Genomic DNA, 20,151 nt, shown 5'->3' with positions numbered 1-20,151 from the left:
ATGATAACTGAAAAGCACTTTTGGAAGTCAATTTATACTTGGGTAAAATATTTAAACTATCAAGTTGTACATCGTAATCAAGATGATTCTGAAATTTGGCTTGCAAATAAAAGAAAGCAATCTGTTGCAATATTTAAATTTGGTGCTAATTCTACACAAGAAGTTAGATTTGATAAAAGTAGAATTCAAGACCATGAAGAAGATATTATTACATTTTTAGGTTTCAAACCGAAAAATTATAATTTATATATTTACACTGATAAAACATTTACAAATGAAAATTTAGACGAGCTAAAAACAGTAAAATTCAAAGTGAAAATTATTCGACAAGTTGAACATATGGATAAAATAATGCCCAATTTTTTAGTGAAATTTATGTTTAACCGCAGTACGAAGCATACAAAAGGATTTTATAAGCAAAGAGCATTAAATAATAATCCTATTGAAAAACATATGCTTAAATTTGCACCAGTTACATATTCATTAATTGTAATTAATATTATTATCTGGCTTTTGATGGTGCTATTTTTAAATCATTTTTCTGATTTGAAACTTTTAGATATTGGAGGTCTTGTACATTTTAACGTCGTTCATGGAGAATGGTACAGACTCATATCATCTATATTTTTACATTATAATTTTGAACATATATTAATGAATATGTTAAGTCTATTTATTTTTGGAAAAATAGTGGAAGCTATTGTTGGGCATTGGCGATTTTTAATTATTTATTTTGTTTCTGGCTTATTTGGTAATTTTGCTTCGTTATCTTTTAATACGGATACTGTTTCCGTTGGTGCAAGCGGTGCTATTTTTGGTTTAATTGGAGCCATTTTTGCTTTTATGTATATAGGTAAACAATTTAAGCAAAAGTTAATTGGACAATTATTGATTGTCCTAGTCATCTTAATTGGTGCTTCATTATTAATGCAAAATGTAAATATAGTAGCACATGTGGGTGGTTTTATTGGTGGTTTACTAATAACGCTCATAGGATATTATTTTAAAATTAACCAAAATAAATTCTGGATTTTTCTAATTTTAATGATTGTTTTATTTATTGCAGCTCAAATTCGCATCTTTACGATTCAAGAAGATAATATTTATAATACAATCATTGAAAAGGAAATGAAGCAAGGTAATTATAAAAGTGCTAAAGATATGGTACAACACACGGTAAATAAAAGTTATGCCGACGATGAAACATACTATCTAAAAGGATTAATTAATGCGACAACGGATTCAAAATCAGAGGGAATGGCAACATGGGAAAGAGGTTTAAGAAATTTTCCGGATTCTGCATTATTAAATTACCACCTAGCGGTAGCAAATAGATCTATTGATAACAAAGATAAAGCAAAAAAACATATTAAAGCCGCTTTAAAAATAGACCCAACTAATCATGATTATATTAATTTAAACAAAGAATTGAGCGATGACAGTGATTCATGAGATTAATACATTCTATGATGTGCAACAGCTTTTAAAAAAATTTGGCTTTATCATTTACTTTAAGGATAAGGAAGATACTTATAATATGATGGAACAAGAGCTACATTCATTGTATGATTACAATTTAATTACCAAAGACGATTATATTAAATCCAAATTAGTGATTAATCAACGGAAAAATGAACGCTAATTTAAAGAATCATATTAAAGTAAGTGGTTTTTATAATATGAATACATACCATATTGGCAGTTTAAACAGTAACAATCAACAGCAACATTTTTTGTTATTGATTATATAATATATCTTTATATTCGTTATCATTGCATTTGTGAAATGAAACATATTAATATAGATATATATGTTTTATACAGAAAAAATATATTTTAAGGAAAAAGACAACTATTTTAACATGTAAAACGTTAAAATCGACCGTTGATGAAATCAAGATTTAAATTAGCATTCCTTAAAAAATAAGAGAAGGATGAATAAAATACATGAAAAAAATTATCTTAGCAGCAGATATTGGTGGTACAACTTGTAAGCTAGGTATATTCGACCAACAATTAGAACAAATTGAAAAATGGTCTATAAAAACTGATACGTCAGATGTTACAGGTTATGCACTTTTGAAAAATGTTTATGAATCTTTCGTTGAACATGTCGATAATTCTGAATTTGTTTTTTCAGATGTGTTAGGTGTTGGTATTGGTGTACCAGGACCAGTGAATTTTGAAACAGGTGAAGTTAATGGTGCAGTTAATTTATATTGGAAAGAAACTGTTAATGTCAGAGAAATTTTCAAACAATTTGTAGAATGTCCTGTTTATGTTGATAATGATGCTAATGTTGCAGCATTAGGTGAAAAACACAAAGGTGCAGGACATGGTGCAGACGATGTAGTTGCGATCACATTAGGTACTGGTCTAGGCGGCGGTATTATTTCTAACGGAGAAATAGTGCACGGTCATAATGGTTCTGGTGCTGAAATTGGTCATTTTAGAGTTGATCATGATCAACGCTTTAAATGTAATTGTGGTAAATCAGGTTGTATTGAAACCGTTGCTTCCGCGACAGGTGTTGTTAATTTAGTGAATTTTTATTACCCTAAATTAACGTTTAAATCCTCGATACTTCAATTAATTAAAGATAATCAAGTTACCGCAAAAGCAGTATTTGATGCGGCAAAAGCTGGAGATCAATTCTGTATCTTTATTACCGAGCGTGTAGCTAATTATATTGCATATTTGTGCAGTATTATCAGCGTAACAAGTAACCCTAAATATATTGTTTTAGGCGGAGGAATGTCTACAGCTGGTTTAATTTTAATTGAAAATATAAAAACAGAGTATCATAATCTAACTTTTACACCAGCACAACAAGGAACAGAAATTGTTCAAGCTAAATTAGGTAATGATGCGGGCATCACTGGTGCAGCTGGCTTAATTTATACTTATATAATTGAAAAGGAAGGTGTGAAATAATGGCTATAGTAGATGTAGTAGTTATACCTGTGGGTACAGAAGGGCCAAGTGTTAGTAAATATATTGCTGAGATACAAACGAAATTAAAAGAATTCAAAGCACAAGGTAAAATTGACTATCAATTAACACCAATGAATACCTTAATTGAAGGAGATTTAAAAGATTTATTTGAAGTCGTCCAAGCCATTCATGAATTACCTTTTGATAAAGGTATTGATAGAGTTTGTACGAATATTAGAATTGACGATAGAAGAGATAAATCTCGAAAAATGAATGATAAACTAAAATCAGTTCAAAATCATTTAGATAATGGAGGTCGCTAACAATGCAAATTTCTAGTTTAGCATTGGGCTTAGTAAAGACGAATACTTATTTTATTGAAAATGATAAGCATGTCATTATAGTTGATCCAGCGGCTGATTATGAATTAATTATTAAAAAATTAAACCAAATTAATAAACCTGTCATTGCAGTATTGTTAACACACGCTCATTTCGACCATATTGGCGCTTTAGATCAAATAATTGATAAATATAATGTGCCTGTTTATATGCATTACAGTGAGTTTGATTTTTTAACTAATACCGAAAAAAATGGTTCACAGAAATTTAAGGAATATGGATTAGCACCTGTCACAAGTCACGTATCACCACAAAAGATTGATGAAGGTTCTATGGAAATTGAAGGCTTTAAATTCAAAGTACTTCATACGCCTGGTCATTCGCCTGGTAGTTTATCTTTTATATTTGACGATTTTGCAGTAGTTGGTGATACTTTATTTAAACAAGGCATAGGAAGAACTGATTTATATAAAGGTGATTATGAAACATTAGTTGACTCGATATTAGATAAATTATTCAAGCTAGATGATGACTTACCTTTATTCCCAGGGCATGGGCCATATACAACGATAGAAGATGAACAACTTAATCCATACTTGCATGGTTAATTTAATTTCAGAAAGTAATATTAACACCTCCTACGTGTATTATTGTAGGAGGTGTTTTTTTGAAGTTACTCTTTAAAAATATTATTGATAAAGCCATTAATGAAAATGTATCAGATGTACATTTTATCCCTGACCAAAATAAAGTACACATTAAATTTAGAAAAAAAGAATATTTAAATACTATTGAAACAATAGAAGTTCATATTTATAGAAAATTGCTCACATATATGAAATATCAAGCTGGCTTAGATGTCTCAACACATAGCACTGCGCAAAGTGGAAGATATGCTTACAAACTCAAACAATTATACTATTTAAGAGTTTCAACTTTACCTTTATCTCTTGGATTTGAAAGTTGTGTAGTGAGAATTATACCTCAATACTTTCAAAATTCTGCAAAAGCACTTAGTATTAATCAATTATTTAAACTAGTTCATAAAAAACAAGGGTTAATACTATTTAGTGGTCCGACGGGATCAGGAAAAAGTACATTAATGTATCAGCTCATAGTACACGCAAAGGAGCATTTAAATGTTAATATCATTACCGTAGAAGATCCTGTAGAACGTTTAGTTGAGGGAATTACACAAGTATCTATCAACGAAAAAGCAGGTATTAATTACGCTAATTCTTTTAAGGCTATTTTGAGGTGTGATCCTGATATAATACTCATTGGTGAAATTAGGGATGCAATGATTGCTAAACAAGTAATTCATGCAAGTTTAAGTGGGCATTTAGTACTTTCAACGATACATTCAAATAATTGTAAAGGTGCATTGAGTAGATTATTGGAAATGGGCATTACTATTCAAGAACTGCGACAGACGGTATTAAGTATTATTAATCAGAGATTAGTAATCACTTCAAAGGACGAACGTTCGCTTATTTATGAACAATTAAACCGAGAAGATATAGCCTTTTATTTTGAAAATCAACTTACACTCCCGAACACATTCAAAAATTTATCTTACAAGTTACAAGAAATGGCAAAAGAAGGAGAAATTTGTGAAGAAACACTCAATAGATATCTTTAACACAGCTCGGTTTATGCTTATCAGCGAAAAAAATCAAATTGACTTACTTCAAAGATTACATGATTTACTCCAACATGGTTTCACATTATCGGAATCATTTAAATTTTTATTACAACATATAAAAATAAAATCACCCAAATTAATTTCTCTGATTAATACACGGCTAGATCAAGGTGCACAATGTTATGAAATATTATTACTTCTAAAATATCCTAAAATTATTGTCATGCTAATATATTTTTCAGAGTTATTTAGTGAACTCACATTATCATTGCCACATGCACAAGACTATTTGATTCGAAATTACAAAGCAAAGCAACAACTACTTAGAACACTGCAATACCCTTTACTATTAATTACAATTTTTATCGGAATGTTAATAATTTTAAATCATACTATTATACCTGAATTTCAAGCACTTTATAATAGCTTTGATGTTGAAATATCAAAAACACAATTAATCTTATCCTCTATATTAATATATCTACCTAAAGCACTACTTATTACTACATTAAACTCCTTAATTTTTTCTTATTTATTTTATAAAATCACAAAAAAATTGTCGATTAACTTGAAGTACAGAATTATATTAAAAATCCCCATTTTACGTACTTTTTTTAAATTTTATAAAACTTACAGACTTTCTACAGAATTTGCATTGTTTTACAAAAACGGCGTGACCTTACAATCAATCGTTGATATATATTCTAAGCAAAAAAACGACACATATTTAATCTATCTTGCTAGAAAATTAGCAACAGGTACACAAAGCGGACATAAATTAAGTGAGATTTTAAAAAAGATTTCTTGTTTTGAAGAAGGGTTGATTAATTTTATTGAGGAGGGCGAAAAGACAGGAAAACTAGACATAGAATTAAAATTATATAGCGAAATCATATTTACAAAAATTGAACGGTATTTACAATTAATTATTAAATTTATACAACCAACTATATTTATCATGCTAGGGATACTGATCATTTCCTTATATTTAGTCATAATGTTACCTATGTTCGATCTAATGCAAACGATTAAATAATAACATTCGGAGGTTTTTAATGAACAAAATAAAACGGACTTTTAATAAACGTGCATTTACTTTAATTGAAATGCTCCTTGTATTATTAATTATAAGCTTATTATTGATTTTGATTATACCCAATATTGCAAAACAATCTTCACATATTCAAAGTACTGGTTGTGAAGCACAAATGAAAATGATTGAAAGCCAAGTTGAAGCATTTACTCTAAAACATAATAAGAAACCACAATCTATAGATGAACTAATTGCGGATGGCTATATCAAAGAAAATCAAAAAAAATGTAAATCAGGATCAACTATTACAATTAACAACGGTGAAGTAATTGCAAACTAGTAAAGCATTTACATATATTGAAATGCTATTTGTTATGGGTATCATTAGTATCTTACTATTTATTCAAGTAAACCATATATCTATAAATGATAAGAATATTAATAAAAACAATAACTTTATGAACACTTTAATCATTCAACTAAATTATTTGAAATCTAAAGCGATAAAGGATGATAAATCCATAACACTCATATTTAACGACTATTCGAATAAAATCAAAGTTAGAGAACAGTCAACTGAAAATAAAGATATAAACTTTCCACTAAATACTTATATACATCCTAAAAGTAATATAAATTATTTAACATTCAACAGTAAAGGTAATACAAATAAATTTGGCAGTATTTATATATCAGTAGATAACGAACTTTTTAAATTAATATTTCATATTGAAAAAGGAAGATTAAGATATGAGAAACAGAAGCATTAACGGTAGTATACTTATGGATGCATATATCGCTTTTATTTGTATGCTTTTAATATGCAGTGTTTTTTTGCCTATGGTTTTACAATTAAATCATACTTTCAGCGATAAAATAGACAATTTAAGCATGAAAAGAATCATATTATTAACGTTAAAACATAATGATCGTGAAAGTTTACTAAAAGGCATTGATATTGAAGGATACAAAATTAAATTAACCAATTCAAATTTATGTATAAGAAAAAAGGATCAAGTTAATGAAAAATGTTTTTACAAATAAATATTCAAGTTTTACTTACATTGAAGTATTATTTGCACTATTTATTACTTTATTGATATTTACAATGTTACCCTTATTATACAAATCAATCGCTCCTATAAAACATCAGTCTAATTTTGAATCATCCATTGATATAGAATTTTTTTCTAGAGACTTAACTGAAGCACTATTGCAAAGAAAATCAAAGGCACTAGAAATTGATAAAAACGGACAAATATTAAAATTCGACACAAGAGAAAGTATTATAAGATATGAGTTCAAAAACAATAAGATTATCAAAACAATAAATAATACGGGAAACATCACATTATTAAACAATGTAACAAATGCACAATTCATATTATTAAAAAATAAACACATAAAATTAAAATTGAAAATGCATTATGCAGGAGGTACTTTTGAAAAAGCAATTCAATTCTAACATAAAGGGGTATATATACCCTTTTGTGATGGTTATTTATATGCTATATTTATCATTAATAGCAATATATTCTTCTCAATTTAATATTCGGCTAAAAACGCTTGATAATATTGAGTCTTATTATGATAAACAAATTAAATTACAATTACAAAAGGAAGATATTTTTGAAAAATAAAATTAAAACACCGCTTATTTTAATAGGTTTTATGGGTACAGGTAAAACAACATTGGGAAAATATATTGCACAACACAATCAATTAACTTTTGTAGATTTAGATGAATTTATAGTACAACAAGAAAAGAAAACAATACCAGAAATTTTTGAACAATTAGGTGAAAAAGGTTTTCGTAACTTGGAGTTTAAGCACTTAAAAAAATGTGTGAACCAATTTGATGTTATTGCTACAGGAGGAGGCATTATCGAGGGTAATGACGCTTTTAACTTATTAGTAGAGCAAAAACATGTTGTATGGTTAGATTGTGATATAGAAATTCTATACGATAGAATTAAAAATGATAGCAACAGACCTAATGCAAATAATAAACCACTTTTCAAACTAAAAAGCTTGTATTCAACTAGAGTTTCAAGATATAATGAAATCGCATTCATCAAAGTGAATAGTAATAAGTCGCTTCCAGTTACATATAAAAAAATATTGGAGACGATGAAAGCGAATGACCAGTATTAGAGAGAATGGTTAATAATTGATTTTAACCATCGCCGAAGGTGCAAGTTTAACGAAACTCTCAGGCAAAAGGATAATACTGAGACGCATTCCTGGATTTTTTTGACAGGGTAGGCTTAGTCTACTCTGTCTTTTTTAATACAATAATAGGGGGTTTAGCAATGGTAAATGAATTAAAACACACGCCACTTTATCAAAACTTCGTGGATCTTGGTGCAAAAATTGTTGAATTTGGTGGTTGGGCTATGCCAGTTCAATTTTCAAGTATTAAAGATGAGCACAATGCTGTAAGAACAAATATGGGCTTATTTGACGTAAATCATATGGGAGAAATTTTAATAAAAGGTTCTGAAGCAGATCAATTAGTGCAATACTTACTTTCAAATGATACTGAAAATTTAGACACAAAGAAGGCACAATATACAGCATTGTGTAATGAACAAGGCGGTATTATCGATGATTTAATCACCTATAAACTTAGTGAAAAAGAATATTTACTAGTTGTAAATGCTGGAAATACTGATAAAGACTTTGATTGGATGAAAAAACAAGCAGAAAATTTCGATGCTGAAGTTTTAAATGCTTCAACAGAATACGGTCAATTAGCAATACAAGGTCCAAAAGCACGTAATTTTGTTCAAGAACATGTGAATCAAGATGTATCAGAAATGGCTCCATTTGAATTCCTACAGGATGTTGAATTCTTTGGTAAAAATGTAATATTATCACAATCTGGTTATACAGGTGAAGATGGCTTTGAAATTTATTGTAAATCAGATGATACACCATATCTATGGGAATCAATATTAGAATATGATGTAGAACCATGTGGTCTTGGTGCTAGAGACACATTGAGATTAGAGGCTGGTTTACCACTTCATGGACAAGATTTAAGTGAATCAATCACACCATATGAAGGTGGAATTGCATTTGCTGCTAAACCATTAATCGACGCTGATTTTATAGGTAAAAACGTGTTAAAAGATCAAAAAGAAAATGGTTCTAAGAGAAGAACAGTTGGAATTGAAATGATTGATAAAGGAATTCCAAGAACTGGTTACACTGTTTATGATATCGATGGAAATGAAATTGGTGAAGTTACTTCAGGTACACAATCTCCATTAAGTGGTAAATCTATTGGTTTAGCCATAATTGATAGAGATGCTTTTGAAATGGGCAAGGAAGTTATAGTACAAATAAGAAAAAGACAAGCAAAAGCTAAAATTGTTAAGAAAAATCAAATTAATAAATAATTTAAAGGGGTGTTACTGTGAGTCATCGTTATATTCCATTAACAGATCAAGATAAAAATGAAATGCTTGAGACAATTGGTGCTGAATCGATCAGTGAATTATTTGGAGATGTTCCCAAAGACATTTTATTAAACAGAGAATTAGCTATTCCCGATGCTGAATCTGAAACTACATTAACTAAAAGACTTAATAAAATTGCTAGTAAAAATATCACTAAAGAAACACATACTACATTTTTAGGTGCAGGTGTTTATGATCACTATGCTCCAGCGGTTGTAGATGCAATGATCTCACGTTCTGAATTTTATACTGCTTATACACCTTATCAACCAGAAATTTCACAAGGTGAGTTACAAGCTATCTTTGAATTTCAAACATTAATCTGTGAATTAACAGATATGGATATTGCCAACTCATCCATGTATGATGGTATGACAAGTTTTGCAGAAGCTTGTATTCTAGCATTTAATCAAACGCGTAAAAATAAAATTGTCGTTTCAAAAGGTATGCATTATCAAGCACTACAAGTGCTACACACATATGTAAAAACACGCGAAGAATTTGAAGTTGTTGAAGTTGATTTAGATGGTACAATTACAGATTTAGAAAAACTTGAAAATGCAATTGATGATGATACTGCTGCAGTTGCAGTTCAATACCCAAATTTTTATGGTTCAATAGAGGATTTAGAAAAAATCCAATCATTTATCGAAGATAAAAAAGCGTTATTCATTGTTTATACAAATCCAATCGCACTAGGCTTATTGACACCTCCAGGTAGTTTTGGTGCAGATATTGTAGTGGGAGATACCCAACCATTTGGTATTCCAACACAGTTTGGTGGCCCTCATTGTGGTTTCTTTGCTACTACTAAGAAACTCATGAGAAAAACGCCTGGTAGACTAGTCGGACAAACTGAAGACCAAGATGGAAACCGCGGTTTTGTGTTAACACTTCAAGCACGTGAACAACATATTAGACGTGATAAAGCAACATCAAATATATGTTCAAATCAAGCATTAAACGCATTGGCTTCATCAATTTGTATGTCTGCTTTAGGAAAACAAGGTATCTATGATATTGCGGTTCAAAATTTTGAAAATGCAAACTATGCTAAAGAACAATTTAAACAACAAGGCTTTGAAGTTAGTAATGGTACATCTTTTAATGAATTTGTTGTTAAATTTGATAAACCTGTTAAAGATGTAAACGATGCTTTAATTCAAGAAGACATCATAGGTGGATTTGATTTAAGCGAGATCGTAGAAAACTTTGACAATCACATGTTAATTGCAGTAACAGAATTACGAACGAAAGATGAAATTGATACATTTGTTAAGAAAGCAGGTGAAATAAATGGCAGTAAGTAAATCTAGTCCATTAATTTTCGAACGTTCTAAAGAAGGTCGCTATGCATATTCCTTACCAAAAAAAGAAATTGATAATGGTGCAGTTAATAAACTATTAGATGACAAATTTATTAGAAAAAATAAAGCTGAATTTCCTGAAGTAGCTGAACTAGATTTAGTGCGTCATTATACAGAGTTATCAAATAAAAACTTTGGTGTGGATTCAGGATTTTATCCGTTAGGGTCATGTACTATGAAATATAATCCAAAGGTAAATGAGAAAATAGCCAGAATTCCTGGATTTGCTGAATCACATCCACTACAAGATGAATCGCAAGTACAAGGGTCATTAGAGATTATTCATAGCTTACAAGAAGAACTTAAAGAAATAACTGGTATGGACGAAGTTACATTACAACCAGCTGCTGGTGCTCACGGAGAGTGGACAGCACTTATGATTTTCAAAGCTTTTCATGAAAAAAATGGCGAAGGACATCGTAACGAAGTCATCGTTCCTGACTCTGCTCATGGTACAAACCCAGCTTCAGCGGCATTCGCTGGATTTAAAGCTGTTACAGTGAAATCTAATGAACGAGGAGAAGTTGATATAGAAGATTTAAAACGACTCGTCAATGAAAACACTGCTGCAATTATGCTCACAAATCCAAATACATTAGGTATTTTCGAAAAAAACATCATGGACATTCGAAACATCGTACACGAAGCTGGTGGGTTATTGTACTATGATGGTGCTAATTTAAATGCAATTATGGACAAAGTTAGACCTGGAGATATGGGCTTTGATGCTGTTCATTTAAATTTACACAAAACATTTACTGGGCCACATGGTGGTGGTGGACCTGGTTCAGGGCCAGTTGGTGTTAAAAAAGAACTTGCAAGTTTCTTACCAAAACCAATGGTCGTTAAAGAAAATGATGTGTATAAATATGATAATGATATCGAACATTCAATCGGTCGTGTTAAACCATTTTATGGTAACTTCGGTATTTATTTACGCGCCTACACATACATTAGAACTATGGGTAATAAGGGGCTTGAAGAAGTTTCAGAAGCAGCAGTATTAAATGCAAACTATATTAAAGCAAGATTAAAGGAACATTTTGAAATCCCTTATGAACAATATTGTAAACATGAATTTGTTTTAAGTGGTTCAAAACAAAAAGAATATGGTGTAAGAACATTAGATATGGCTAAACGTTTACTTGACTTTGGCGTTCATCCACCTACTATTTATTTCCCATTAAATGTAGAAGAGGGTATGATGATTGAACCAACTGAAACAGAATCTAAAGAGACATTAGATTATTTCTGTGACACAATGATTGAAATAGCAAAAGAAGCTAAAGAAAACCCTGACAAAGTTTTAGAAGCACCTCATACAACGATTATTGATCGTTTAGATGAAACAAAAGCTGCTCGTCAACCAATATTAAAATTTGAGAATTTAAGATCAGAAAAATAATTTTAATAGAACAAGTCAAATAACTTTTGCCTTTAGTAAACGAAAAAGAGTATGAGACAATAAACTCAATCAAAAACAGAGGAGGCTGGGACATAAATCCCCATCCTCAAAATAAGAGGGCAAATCCTTAAAATTGGATTTGCCCTCTTTATATTTAAAATCTTCCGATTTTGACCGTGCATGCTTGTCTAGGGTATGTCACGAGCCTGTAGTCTCTTACTCATACTATCCCCCTGGGCGTCAGCACGTTACAAAATCAGCACAATATGTTTTATCATATGACGTGTTTCAAAATCCAAAAGATACTAGAACGTTAATTCCATTTTTAACTATGAAAAAAGTGCTTTCGGTAGTCTTCTAGTATAAATTGTGGCTTATGCAGGTTATGGTAGTGAACAGAACCATATGTCAGTCATAGATGATTTAAATAAAACACCACTCATCACATACGGTATGTTTCTTAAAGATAATACGAAAAAATATAAAAGTGACATCTTCAACACTCAGAATAGACCATACTATGAAATCAATGATAAATTCTTTTGTCCAAATCATAAGCTCTTAGAATTCAGAAGGTATGCGTATTACATTGATCGTTATGGTTTTAAACGCGACTTCAAATTATACGAATGTGATGATTGTTTAAAATGTCTACTTAAAAATTGATGTAGAACCAGTTTTTGGATTCATGAAGGCTATTTTGGGTTTCAATCGAATGTCAGTTCAGGGATAGACAAAGTCAAAAAAGAATTAGGATTTGTCCTAATGGCATTGAATGTAAGAAAAATATTAGCTCAACGAGCTACACTATTTGATAAAAATAAAGAAAACGACAATTTCTACATTATTTCAATAGAAATTATCGTTTTCTGTTTAGTCGGAGACATTTATGTCCCGAACTCAATCTTTAAATGTTTATTTAACCATTTACTTTTTTGATTTGATTTTACCAGTCCATTTTTTATATCCACCCTTAAGCATGAATATATCTTTATATCCATTCTTTTTTAATATTCTAGCGGCACGATAACTGGCAATACCATTCGCATCACAAAGATAGATTGGTTGATCCGTTCTCAATCCCTGATATCTTTGTTTAAACATTGTGATTGGAATGTTACGAGCACCATTAATATGTCCATAATCATAGTCTACTTTTTCTCTAACATCAATCACTTGAGCTTTTCGCAAACCATTATGGAATTCATTTTGGTTTAATTCTGTTACCGCTTTTTTGTTCAAATATCTATTGAACAACATATAAGCGACGATTATTATTAAAATTGCTAAAGCTATAAACCAAAAATTACTCATCTTGCATCCTCCCTAATTAACCGATATTATATATTATAAGACTGTTAGCACAAATTATCAAAATATTTTTATCATGGTAATTACATAATACTGACATTTTTGTACAATTATTGAAAACGATAACACACATTGGATGTTATCACAATTTAATTTTAATGAATGGAGTTTTGATTGTGACTGAAACATGGCATTTTATCAACACAGGTAGTAATGATCCATTTTACAATATGGCAATGGATGAAGCGTTATTAAATTTTGTTTCCAGAGGTGAGATTGACCCAGTAATAAGATTTTACACATGGGATCCAGCTACACTTTCAGTTGGTTACTTTCAAAGATTGACTAAAGAAATTGATATAGACAAGGTGACAGATAAAGGTTACGGCCTTGTTAGAAGACAAACAGGTGGCAGAGGCGTCTTACATGACAAAGAATTAACTTATAGTGTTATTGTACCAGAATCCCATCCAAATATGCCCAAAACGGTTACAGAAGCATATAGGGTCATTTCTGAGGGTTTACTTGAAGGATTCAAAACATTAGGTTTTAATGCTTCTTTTGCAATTCCACGAACTAAAGAAGAAAGGTCTAAATTAAAACAACCAAGAAGTGCAGTTTGTTTCGATGCTTCGAGTTGGTATGAATTAGTTGTAGAAGGACGGAAAATTGCAGGAAGTGCTCAAATGAGACAAAAAGGTGTTATCCTGCAACATGGTTCATTGTTACAAGATATAGATATCGATGACTTGTTTGATATGTTTATATTTAAGAATGACCGATTGAAAGAAAAAATGAAACAAGCTTTTGTTGATAAAGCTGTAGCAATCAATGATATTTCTGATCGCTACATCACTATAGATGAAATGGAAAAGGCATTCGAAAATGGATTCAAAAAAGGATTGAATATCAATTTAAAACCTTTAGAATTAACCCCTCAACAAAATGAAGAAGTTGAAGCGTTAATTGAAAAGTACCAATCATCAGAATGGACTTATCGAAAATAATTATATTCTTTATAAAAAAGCATTTACCCACACAATTAATTTCAAATATTGTAGGGTAAATGCTTTGATTTTTAGATAATGTTAAACTTTTAAAGTTTAACATTATCTTTTTTTATTTCTTTTTCTATACTTTCTTTGGGCACGCTTATATTTTCTTTGATCTTCTGTTAAAAAGAAAAAATAGTAAATTAAATAAATAATACCTGCAAAAATAGCTAAACTGATGGCCATTTTTACAAAACTAAATAAAAATGCATCTAAGTTAAGTATTAAACCAACTAATGCAATTGCGATTACGATATAGAATATTGCTTGTTTCAAAATAAACACTCCTATTTATATGTCCCATTACTCATTACTTATACTCACTTTTGATAAAGTAGTTTGACCTTTATTAAGTTTCTTCTTATCTTTTTCGTTATAACCATCCCTTATATCACTCATAGCTGAATCTAATGATTTGTTTAATTTAGTAATACTTTTATGTTTCTTTTTATCCTCATCATTCATTTTATCTTTATCAATTTTATTTTTATATGTAGAAAAAGCGGCATCAATTTTATTAGTAATATCTGTTAATTTGTTTTGAGTTTTTTCACTTTGTTTATTTTTTGAAACCTCGTCTTCAATATTATTATAATCATCAATTGCTTTTGCGACATCTTGATAATATTCAGAAGACGCTTTAATATGATTCAGCTTATTTTTATTACTTTTTGCATTCTTAATATTATTTTTATCCTTTTCTAATGCAGTAATATTTGTTTTTTCTTTTTTTATTTCTAGTTTTAAATCTTGAATATTACTTTTTAATTTATGATTTTCATCACGTAGTTTTGTTGTTTTCTCTTCTAATGGCCCTAAATTTTGGCTCCCACACCCAGCGAGTATACACGAAGCGCTTAAAATAGCGAATAATTTTTTCTTCATAACTCTCTCCTAATTCAAAAACTATAAATTTGTACATTAATTATGCTATCATTTTAATGTATATATTGGAAATGTACAAATTTATTGAATAGGGTGATTACTGTTGAATAGAATAGATAAATTAAAAACTGCTTTAAAAACAAAACATTTAGAAGCAATTATCGTTTTATCTGATTATAATAGACGTTACTTATCTGGATTCACTGGAACTAGTGGCGCACTAATTATTACAGAAGAAGAAAAATTATTACTTACTGATTTCAGATACATAGAACAAGCAACTACTCAGGCTGCTGATTTTAAGGTAATTAAGCAACAGGGGCAATTGATAGAATCTATTAAATCAACACTTGAAGAATTAAATGTGCAAAATGTTGGTTTTGAAGGTAATTTAGTGAGCTATGATACTTATTTACAGTTAAGTAAATCTTATATTAGTTTAATAAGTATTTCTGGATTAATTGAAAAAATTAGAGAAGTCAAAGATGATCAAGAAATAGCAAATATTCAAAAGGCTGCTCAAATTGTTGATGACGCTTATGAGTATATTTTAACAGTTGCTAAAGCAGGAATGACAGAACTTGAGCTGAAAGCAAAATTAGAAAGCAAAATGCTCGAATTAGGTTCAGAAGGACCATCTTTTAATACGATTGTTGCTTCTGGGGTCAGAGGGGCGCTCCCACATGGTGTAGCAAGTGATAAAGTAATTAATCAAGGAGAATTAATAACCTTAGATTATGGTGCTTATTACAACGGATATGCCTCAGATATTACTCGTACTTTTGCTATAGGTGAACCGGATGCTCAGTTAAAAGAAATATATCAAATTGTATTACAAGCAAATTTAAAAGGAATTGAAGCTGCTAAAAAAGGAATGACCGGAAAAGAACTTGATGCAATTGCAAGAGATTATATCACTGAAAATGGATATGGTGAGGCATTTGGTCATTCGCTTGGCCATGGCATTGGGTTAGACGTACACGAAGGTCCAAATTTATCTAAAAAATCTGAATCTCCATTAGAGTTAAATAATTGTGTTACAATTGAACCCGGTATATATTTAGATGGAATTGGTGGCGTGCGTATTGAAGATGATATATTAATTACAGAAAATGGTTGCGAACGCTTTACTAAATCGTCTAAAGACCTTATTATTTTATAGAAGACCTTATATTAAGGAGGAAACTGAATGATTTCGGTTAATGATTTTAAAACAGGTTTAACAATTTCTGTAGATAATGGAATTTGGAAAGTTTTAGATTTCCAACACGTAAAACCAGGAAAAGGTGCTGCGTTTGTACGTTCTAAATTACGTAACTTAAGAACAGGTGCTATCCAAGAGAAAACATTTAGAGGCGGAGAAAAAGTTGAAACTGCTATGATTGAAAATCGTCGTATGCAATATTTATACGCTGATGGTGATACGCATGTTTTCATGGATAATCAAACATTTGATCAAATTGAATTACCTGCTGATTATTTAGAACATGAATTAAATTTCTTAAAAGCAAATATGGAAGTTCAAATTCAAAGTTATGAAAATGAAACTTTAGGTGTTGAATTACCAAAAAATGTTGAACTTACAGTTACAGAAACAGAACCAGGTATTAAAGGTGATACTGCTACCGGTGCTACAAAGTCTGCGACGGTTGAAACAGGTTATACATTAAATGTGCCACTATTTGTTAATGAAGGAGATACTTTAGTAATTAACACTAGTGATGGTAGTTACGTATCAAGAGCTTAATTCATCAACTTCACACATAATATGATTACAGTATCTTGCAAATTACTTAAAAGCCTTTCCAATTATTTAAATGGAAGGGCTTTTGTTATTTAAGAATAAATGGAAAATAACCTTGACAAAATTTATAGTTAACCATTGATTAAATATAGTAATGAATGAGTTATAATAGAAAATATGTATATGCTTGAATTGAACATTTCACTAAAGTAAAATAAACTAGGTAATGAAAACAATCTGAAGGAGTCAGTATTTATGAATTTTAAAGAAATTAAAGAATTAATTGAAATTCTTGATCAATCCAGCTTGACTGAAATTAATATAGAAGATAAAGGAAATATAGTTAATTTAAAAAAAGAGAAAGAAACTGAGATTATCACACCTCAAGTTTCACAACAACCGATGCAACAAATTGCACCACAACAATCGGCTGTATCAAATCAACTTGATGCTCAAAATTCTGAAGAGACAAGTTCTTCTCAAGAAAATGATAACTTAAAAACGATAAATGCACCGATGGTTGGTACGTTTTATAAATCACCTTCACCAGAAGAAAACCCATATGTTCAAGTAGGAGATTCAGTTTCAAACGAATCTACTGTATGTATTTTGGAAGCCATGAAATTATTTAATGAAATACAAGCGGAAGTCACAGGGGAAATTACTGAAATATTAGTAGAAGACGGTCAAATGGTAGAGTATGGCCAACCGTTATTTAAGGTGAAATAATGAATAAAATTTTAATAGCAAATAGAGGGGAAATTGCTGTAAGAATTATACGTGCATGTCACGATTTAGGATTACAAACTGTAGCAATATATTCTGAGGGAGACAAGGATGCATTACATACTCAAATTGCTGATGAAGCATATTGTGTCGGTCCCACTCAATCTAAAGATTCTTACCTAAATATCCCTAATATTTTATCCATTGCGACTTCTACAGGATGTGATGGCGTTCACCCTGGATATGGTTTTTTAGCAGAAAATGGTGATTTTGCTGAACTTTGTGAAACTTGTCAACTTAAATTTATCGGTCCAAGTTATGAATCAATTCAAAAAATGGGTATTAAAGACGTAGCTAAAGAAGAAATGAAACGTGCTGAAGTACCTGTAGTTCCTGGAAGTGAAGGATTAGTTAAAGACATTAAAGAAGCTAAAAAAATTGCAAAAGATATAGGTTTTCCTGTTATTATCAAAGCTACTGCAGGTGGTGGTGGTAAAGGTATACGTGTCGCACGTGATGAAAAAGAACTAGAAACTGGCTTCAAAATGACGCAACAAGAAGCAGAAACTGCTTTTGGTAATAGTGGCTTGTATCTTGAAAAATTTATTGAAAACTTTAGACATATTGAAATACAAGTGATGGGAGATAGTTATGGTAACGTCATCCATTTAGGAGAAAGAGATTGTACAATACAAAGACGTATGCAAAAACTTGTGGAAGAAGCACCATCTCCAATCTTAACTGATGCTAAAAGACAAGAAATGGGTAATGCAGCAGTAAGAGCAGCAAAAGCTGTAAATTATGAAAATGCTGGTACTATTGAGTTCATTTATGATTTAAACACTAATGAATTTTATTTCATGGAAATGAATACGCGTATTCAGGTAGAGCATCCCGTTACAGAAATGGTAACTGGGATTGATTTAGTAAAACTGCAACTTAAAGTTGCAATGGGTGAAAAGTTACCATTTACACAAAAAGATATTGAAATCAAAGGACACGCAATCGAATTTAGAATTAACGCCGAAAATCCGTATAAAAGCTTTATGCCTTCACCAGGAAAGATCACACAATATCTAGCACCAGGTGGTTTTGGAGTAAGAATCGAATCCGCATGTTATACTAATTATACAATCCCTCCATATTATGATTCTATGGTTGCAAAATTAATTGTTCATGAACCATCAAGAGATGAGGCAATTATGACTGGATTGAGAGCGTTAGGTGAATATTTAGTATTAGGAATTGACACTACAATTCCGTTCCATATTCGACTTTTAAATAACGATATATTTAGAAATGGTAAATTTAATACTAACTTTTTAGAAACATATAATATAATGGATGAATAATCTAAATAGGAGGTTTGTGAAATGGTCAAAGTAGCAGAATCATCACATTCCAATTTAGGAAAAATAGAAATAGCACCTGAGGTTTTGACTGTTATAGCAAGTATAGCAACCTCAGAAATAAAAGGCTTAGAAGGACACTTTAAAGATATTAAAGACTTAAGTGTTGAAAAAGTTACAAAAAAGCAATTAGCACGAGGCATTAAAGTAGATACAAAAGATGATGGGATTCATATAGATGTTTATTGTTCATTTTCATACGGCATAAATATCTCAGAAACTGCAAGAAAAATACAAAATGCCATTTATAACTCATTATCTACGATGACAACCATCATACCAAGTCAAATTAATGTTCACATTACACATATCGTATCTACAAATTAAATATAGCACTATGACTTTAATGTAGTCATAAAACAGGAGTTCCATAATCAAGTGATTAACAAAAATTCTATTTTATATTAGTCATAAAGCGTACAATGCTAAAAGGAGTTTATAATGAGTCGAAAAGAATCAAGAACACAAGCCTTTCAAACACTATTTCAATTAGAAATGAAAAATAGTGATTTAACGATTGATGAAGCAATTAGTTTTATTAAAGATGATAATCCAGATTTAGAATTTGATTTTATTAATTGGCTAGTTACTGGCGTAAAAGATCATGAATCTGTGTTAGATAACAAAATTGCGCCACATTTAAAAGATTGGACGATCGACAGGTTGTTAAAATCTGACCGTATCATATTAAGAATGTCAACGTTCGAGTTGTTAAATAGCGAAACGCCACAAAAAGTAATCATCAATGAAGCAGTTGAATTAGCAAAACAATTTAGTGACGATGATCATTATAAGTTTATCAATGGTGTATTAAGTAATATTGAATAAAAGAGTG

24 protein-coding genes, 1 pseudogene and 1 riboswitch are annotated in these 20,151 nt (G+C 30.4%); of the genes and pseudogenes, 22 read left to right on the top strand and 3 right to left on the bottom strand.

The genetic code is table 11. The features are described from left to right. The 15 genes and pseudogenes from KA867_RS06205 to KA867_RS06135 form a co-directional block, all read left to right on the top strand. Positions 1-1,452 carry a rhomboid family intramembrane serine protease gene (locus KA867_RS06205; protein ID WP_210137394.1) on the top strand — a complete coding sequence of 484 codons (1,452 nt, stop codon included), beginning with the start codon at positions 1-3 and terminating at the stop codon, positions 1,450-1,452. Beyond that, positions 1,436-1,642, top strand: a complete 207-nt coding sequence (locus KA867_RS06200; RefSeq protein ID WP_245355920.1) for a YqgQ family protein — start codon at positions 1,436-1,438, stop codon at positions 1,640-1,642. Before KA867_RS06205 ends, KA867_RS06200 begins: the two co-directional genes overlap by 17 nt. Positions 1,643-1,947: 305 nt before the next feature. Further along, positions 1,948-2,934 (top strand): glucokinase, encoded by a 987-nt coding sequence (locus KA867_RS06195; protein WP_210137393.1) that lies wholly within the window; start codon positions 1,948-1,950, stop codon positions 2,932-2,934. Next, entirely contained in the window at positions 2,934-3,257 is a 324-nt protein-coding gene (locus KA867_RS06190) for an MTH1187 family thiamine-binding protein (RefSeq protein WP_019469349.1), read from the top strand. Before KA867_RS06195 ends, KA867_RS06190 begins: the two co-directional genes overlap by 1 nt. 2 nt (positions 3,258-3,259) lie before the next feature. Beyond that, positions 3,260-3,883 (top strand): MBL fold metallo-hydrolase, encoded by a 624-nt coding sequence (locus KA867_RS06185; protein ID WP_210137392.1) that lies wholly within the window; start codon positions 3,260-3,262, stop codon positions 3,881-3,883. A gap of 59 nt (positions 3,884-3,942) precedes the next feature. Further along, on the top strand, positions 3,943-4,917 hold the full coding sequence (comGA, locus tag KA867_RS06180) for a competence type IV pilus ATPase ComGA (protein WP_210137391.1): 975 nt from the start codon (positions 3,943-3,945) through the stop codon (positions 4,915-4,917). After that, positions 4,889-5,956, top strand: a complete 1,068-nt coding sequence (comGB, locus tag KA867_RS06175; RefSeq protein WP_348634800.1) for a competence type IV pilus assembly protein ComGB — start codon at positions 4,889-4,891, stop codon at positions 5,954-5,956. Before comGA ends, comGB begins: the two co-directional genes overlap by 29 nt. 19 nt (positions 5,957-5,975) lie before the next feature. Next, the gene (gene comGC, locus KA867_RS06170) at positions 5,976-6,293 is read left to right on the top strand and encodes a competence type IV pilus major pilin ComGC (protein ID WP_210137390.1); all 318 of its coding nucleotides are present in this window, start codon (positions 5,976-5,978) and stop codon (positions 6,291-6,293) included. After that, positions 6,283-6,723 carry a competence type IV pilus minor pilin ComGD gene (gene comGD, locus KA867_RS06165; protein ID WP_210137389.1) on the top strand — a complete coding sequence of 147 codons (441 nt, stop codon included), beginning with the start codon at positions 6,283-6,285 and terminating at the stop codon, positions 6,721-6,723. The genes comGC and comGD overlap by 11 nt, the downstream gene beginning before the upstream one ends. A gap of 251 nt (positions 6,724-6,974) precedes the next feature. Beyond that, a complete protein-coding gene (locus KA867_RS06160; protein ID WP_210137388.1) occupies positions 6,975-7,418 on the top strand; it encodes a ComGF family competence protein in 444 nt (147 codons plus the stop codon). A gap of 164 nt (positions 7,419-7,582) precedes the next feature. Further along, the gene (locus KA867_RS06155) at positions 7,583-8,107 is read left to right on the top strand and encodes a shikimate kinase (RefSeq protein WP_281060320.1); all 525 of its coding nucleotides are present in this window, start codon (positions 7,583-7,585) and stop codon (positions 8,105-8,107) included. Further along, positions 8,094-8,191: riboswitch (glycine riboswitch) on the top strand. Its footprint overlaps the gene before it by 14 nt. 74 nt (positions 8,192-8,265) lie before the next feature. Beyond that, positions 8,266-9,357, top strand: a complete 1,092-nt coding sequence (gene gcvT, locus KA867_RS06150) for a glycine cleavage system aminomethyltransferase GcvT (RefSeq protein WP_210137386.1) — start codon at positions 8,266-8,268, stop codon at positions 9,355-9,357. 17 nt (positions 9,358-9,374) lie between these two features. Continuing rightward, positions 9,375-10,727, top strand: a complete 1,353-nt coding sequence (gcvPA, locus tag KA867_RS06145; protein ID WP_183076950.1) for an aminomethyl-transferring glycine dehydrogenase subunit GcvPA — start codon at positions 9,375-9,377, stop codon at positions 10,725-10,727. Next, positions 10,714-12,189 (top strand): aminomethyl-transferring glycine dehydrogenase subunit GcvPB, encoded by a 1,476-nt coding sequence (gene gcvPB / locus KA867_RS06140; protein ID WP_210137385.1) that lies wholly within the window; start codon positions 10,714-10,716, stop codon positions 12,187-12,189. The genes gcvPA and gcvPB overlap by 14 nt, the downstream gene beginning before the upstream one ends. Positions 12,190-12,436: 247 nt before the next feature. Further along, positions 12,437-13,102: pseudogene (locus KA867_RS06135) on the top strand (transposase); the annotation flags it as partial. 14 nt (positions 13,103-13,116) lie between these two features. On the opposite strand, the gene KA867_RS06130 reads toward KA867_RS06135, so the two are convergent. Further along, positions 13,117-13,503, bottom strand: a complete 387-nt coding sequence (locus tag KA867_RS06130) for a rhodanese-like domain-containing protein (protein WP_107385153.1) — start codon at positions 13,501-13,503, stop codon at positions 13,117-13,119. A 173-nt stretch (positions 13,504-13,676) separates the two neighbouring features. Between KA867_RS06130 and KA867_RS06125 the strand changes: the two genes are divergently transcribed. Next, on the top strand, positions 13,677-14,507 hold the full coding sequence (locus KA867_RS06125; RefSeq protein ID WP_210137384.1) for a lipoate--protein ligase family protein: 831 nt from the start codon (positions 13,677-13,679) through the stop codon (positions 14,505-14,507). A gap of 102 nt (positions 14,508-14,609) precedes the next feature. On the opposite strand, the gene KA867_RS06120 is transcribed toward KA867_RS06125, so the two are convergent. Together KA867_RS06120 and KA867_RS06115 are read right to left on the bottom strand one after the other, a co-directional pair. Then, the gene (locus KA867_RS06120; RefSeq protein ID WP_071560410.1) at positions 14,610-14,828 is read right to left on the bottom strand and encodes an SA1362 family protein; all 219 of its coding nucleotides are present in this window, start codon (positions 14,826-14,828) and stop codon (positions 14,610-14,612) included. Between the two features lie 27 nt (positions 14,829-14,855). After that, positions 14,856-15,437 (bottom strand): hypothetical protein, encoded by a 582-nt coding sequence (locus KA867_RS06115; protein ID WP_107505163.1) that lies wholly within the window; start codon positions 15,435-15,437, stop codon positions 14,856-14,858. 103 nt (positions 15,438-15,540) lie between these two features. Here KA867_RS06115 and KA867_RS06110 point away from each other — a divergent pair, with 103 nt between their 5' ends. From KA867_RS06110 to nusB, 6 genes are all read left to right on the top strand, one after another. Then, the gene (locus KA867_RS06110) at positions 15,541-16,599 is read left to right on the top strand and encodes a M24 family metallopeptidase (protein ID WP_210137383.1); all 1,059 of its coding nucleotides are present in this window, start codon (positions 15,541-15,543) and stop codon (positions 16,597-16,599) included. 27 nt (positions 16,600-16,626) lie between these two features. After that, positions 16,627-17,184 carry an elongation factor P gene (gene efp, locus KA867_RS06105; protein ID WP_210137382.1) on the top strand — a complete coding sequence of 186 codons (558 nt, stop codon included), beginning with the start codon at positions 16,627-16,629 and terminating at the stop codon, positions 17,182-17,184. A 252-nt stretch (positions 17,185-17,436) separates the two neighbouring features. Further along, entirely contained in the window at positions 17,437-17,910 is a 474-nt protein-coding gene (gene accB / locus KA867_RS06100) for an acetyl-CoA carboxylase biotin carboxyl carrier protein (RefSeq protein ID WP_210137381.1), read from the top strand. After that, a complete protein-coding gene (accC, locus tag KA867_RS06095; protein ID WP_210137380.1) occupies positions 17,910-19,259 on the top strand; it encodes an acetyl-CoA carboxylase biotin carboxylase subunit in 1,350 nt (449 codons plus the stop codon). Before accB ends, accC begins: the two co-directional genes overlap by 1 nt. A gap of 21 nt (positions 19,260-19,280) precedes the next feature. Then, positions 19,281-19,643: an Asp23/Gls24 family envelope stress response protein gene (locus KA867_RS06090; RefSeq protein WP_210137379.1), complete on the top strand. Its 363-nt coding sequence runs from the start codon at positions 19,281-19,283 to the stop codon at positions 19,641-19,643. Positions 19,644-19,757: 114 nt separating this feature from the next. Further along, a complete protein-coding gene (nusB, locus tag KA867_RS06085) occupies positions 19,758-20,144 on the top strand; it encodes a transcription antitermination factor NusB (RefSeq protein WP_019468383.1) in 387 nt (128 codons plus the stop codon). Positions 20,145-20,151 lie beyond the last annotated feature (7 nt).

The sequence above is a fragment of the Staphylococcus sp. GDH8C109P genome (genome assembly GCF_017893405.1).
Lineage (GTDB): Bacteria > Bacillota > Bacilli > Staphylococcales > Staphylococcaceae > Staphylococcus > Staphylococcus cohnii.
The sequence above is the reverse complement of the archived record's forward strand: the minus strand, read 5'-3'. Positions and strand labels throughout refer to the sequence as shown.

What these genes read in the sequence shown, in the direction of transcription:
- KA867_RS06190 (WP_019469349.1), top strand. Translation starts at nt 2,934, where the DNA reads ATGGCTATAGTAGATGTAGTAGTTATACCTGTGGGTACAGAAGGGCCA.
- efp (WP_210137382.1), top strand. Translation starts at nt 16,627, where the DNA reads ATGATTTCGGTTAATGATTTTAAAACAGGTTTAACAATTTCTGTAGAT.
- KA867_RS06200 (WP_245355920.1), top strand. Translation starts at nt 1,436, where the DNA reads ATGACAGTGATTCATGAGATTAATACATTCTATGATGTGCAACAGCTT.
- KA867_RS06090 (WP_210137379.1), top strand. Translation starts at nt 19,281, where the DNA reads ATGGTCAAAGTAGCAGAATCATCACATTCCAATTTAGGAAAAATAGAA.
- gcvPB (WP_210137385.1), top strand. Translation starts at nt 10,714, where the DNA reads ATGGCAGTAAGTAAATCTAGTCCATTAATTTTCGAACGTTCTAAAGAA.
- KA867_RS06205 (WP_210137394.1), top strand. Translation starts at nt 1, where the DNA reads ATGATAACTGAAAAGCACTTTTGGAAGTCAATTTATACTTGGGTAAAA.
- KA867_RS06185 (WP_210137392.1), top strand. Translation starts at nt 3,260, where the DNA reads ATGCAAATTTCTAGTTTAGCATTGGGCTTAGTAAAGACGAATACTTAT.
- accB (WP_210137381.1), top strand. Translation starts at nt 17,437, where the DNA reads ATGAATTTTAAAGAAATTAAAGAATTAATTGAAATTCTTGATCAATCC.
- KA867_RS06160 (WP_210137388.1), top strand. Translation starts at nt 6,975, where the DNA reads ATGAAAAATGTTTTTACAAATAAATATTCAAGTTTTACTTACATTGAA.
- KA867_RS06115 (WP_107505163.1), bottom strand. Translation starts at nt 15,437, where the DNA reads ATGAAGAAAAAATTATTCGCTATTTTAAGCGCTTCGTGTATACTCGCT.
- comGC (WP_210137390.1), top strand. Translation starts at nt 5,976, where the DNA reads ATGAACAAAATAAAACGGACTTTTAATAAACGTGCATTTACTTTAATT.
- accC (WP_210137380.1), top strand. Translation starts at nt 17,910, where the DNA reads ATGAATAAAATTTTAATAGCAAATAGAGGGGAAATTGCTGTAAGAATT.
- KA867_RS06130 (WP_107385153.1), bottom strand. Translation starts at nt 13,503, where the DNA reads ATGAGTAATTTTTGGTTTATAGCTTTAGCAATTTTAATAATAATCGTC.
- gcvT (WP_210137386.1), top strand. Translation starts at nt 8,266, where the DNA reads ATGGTAAATGAATTAAAACACACGCCACTTTATCAAAACTTCGTGGAT.
- nusB (WP_019468383.1), top strand. Translation starts at nt 19,758, where the DNA reads ATGAGTCGAAAAGAATCAAGAACACAAGCCTTTCAAACACTATTTCAA.
- KA867_RS06195 (WP_210137393.1), top strand. Translation starts at nt 1,948, where the DNA reads ATGAAAAAAATTATCTTAGCAGCAGATATTGGTGGTACAACTTGTAAG.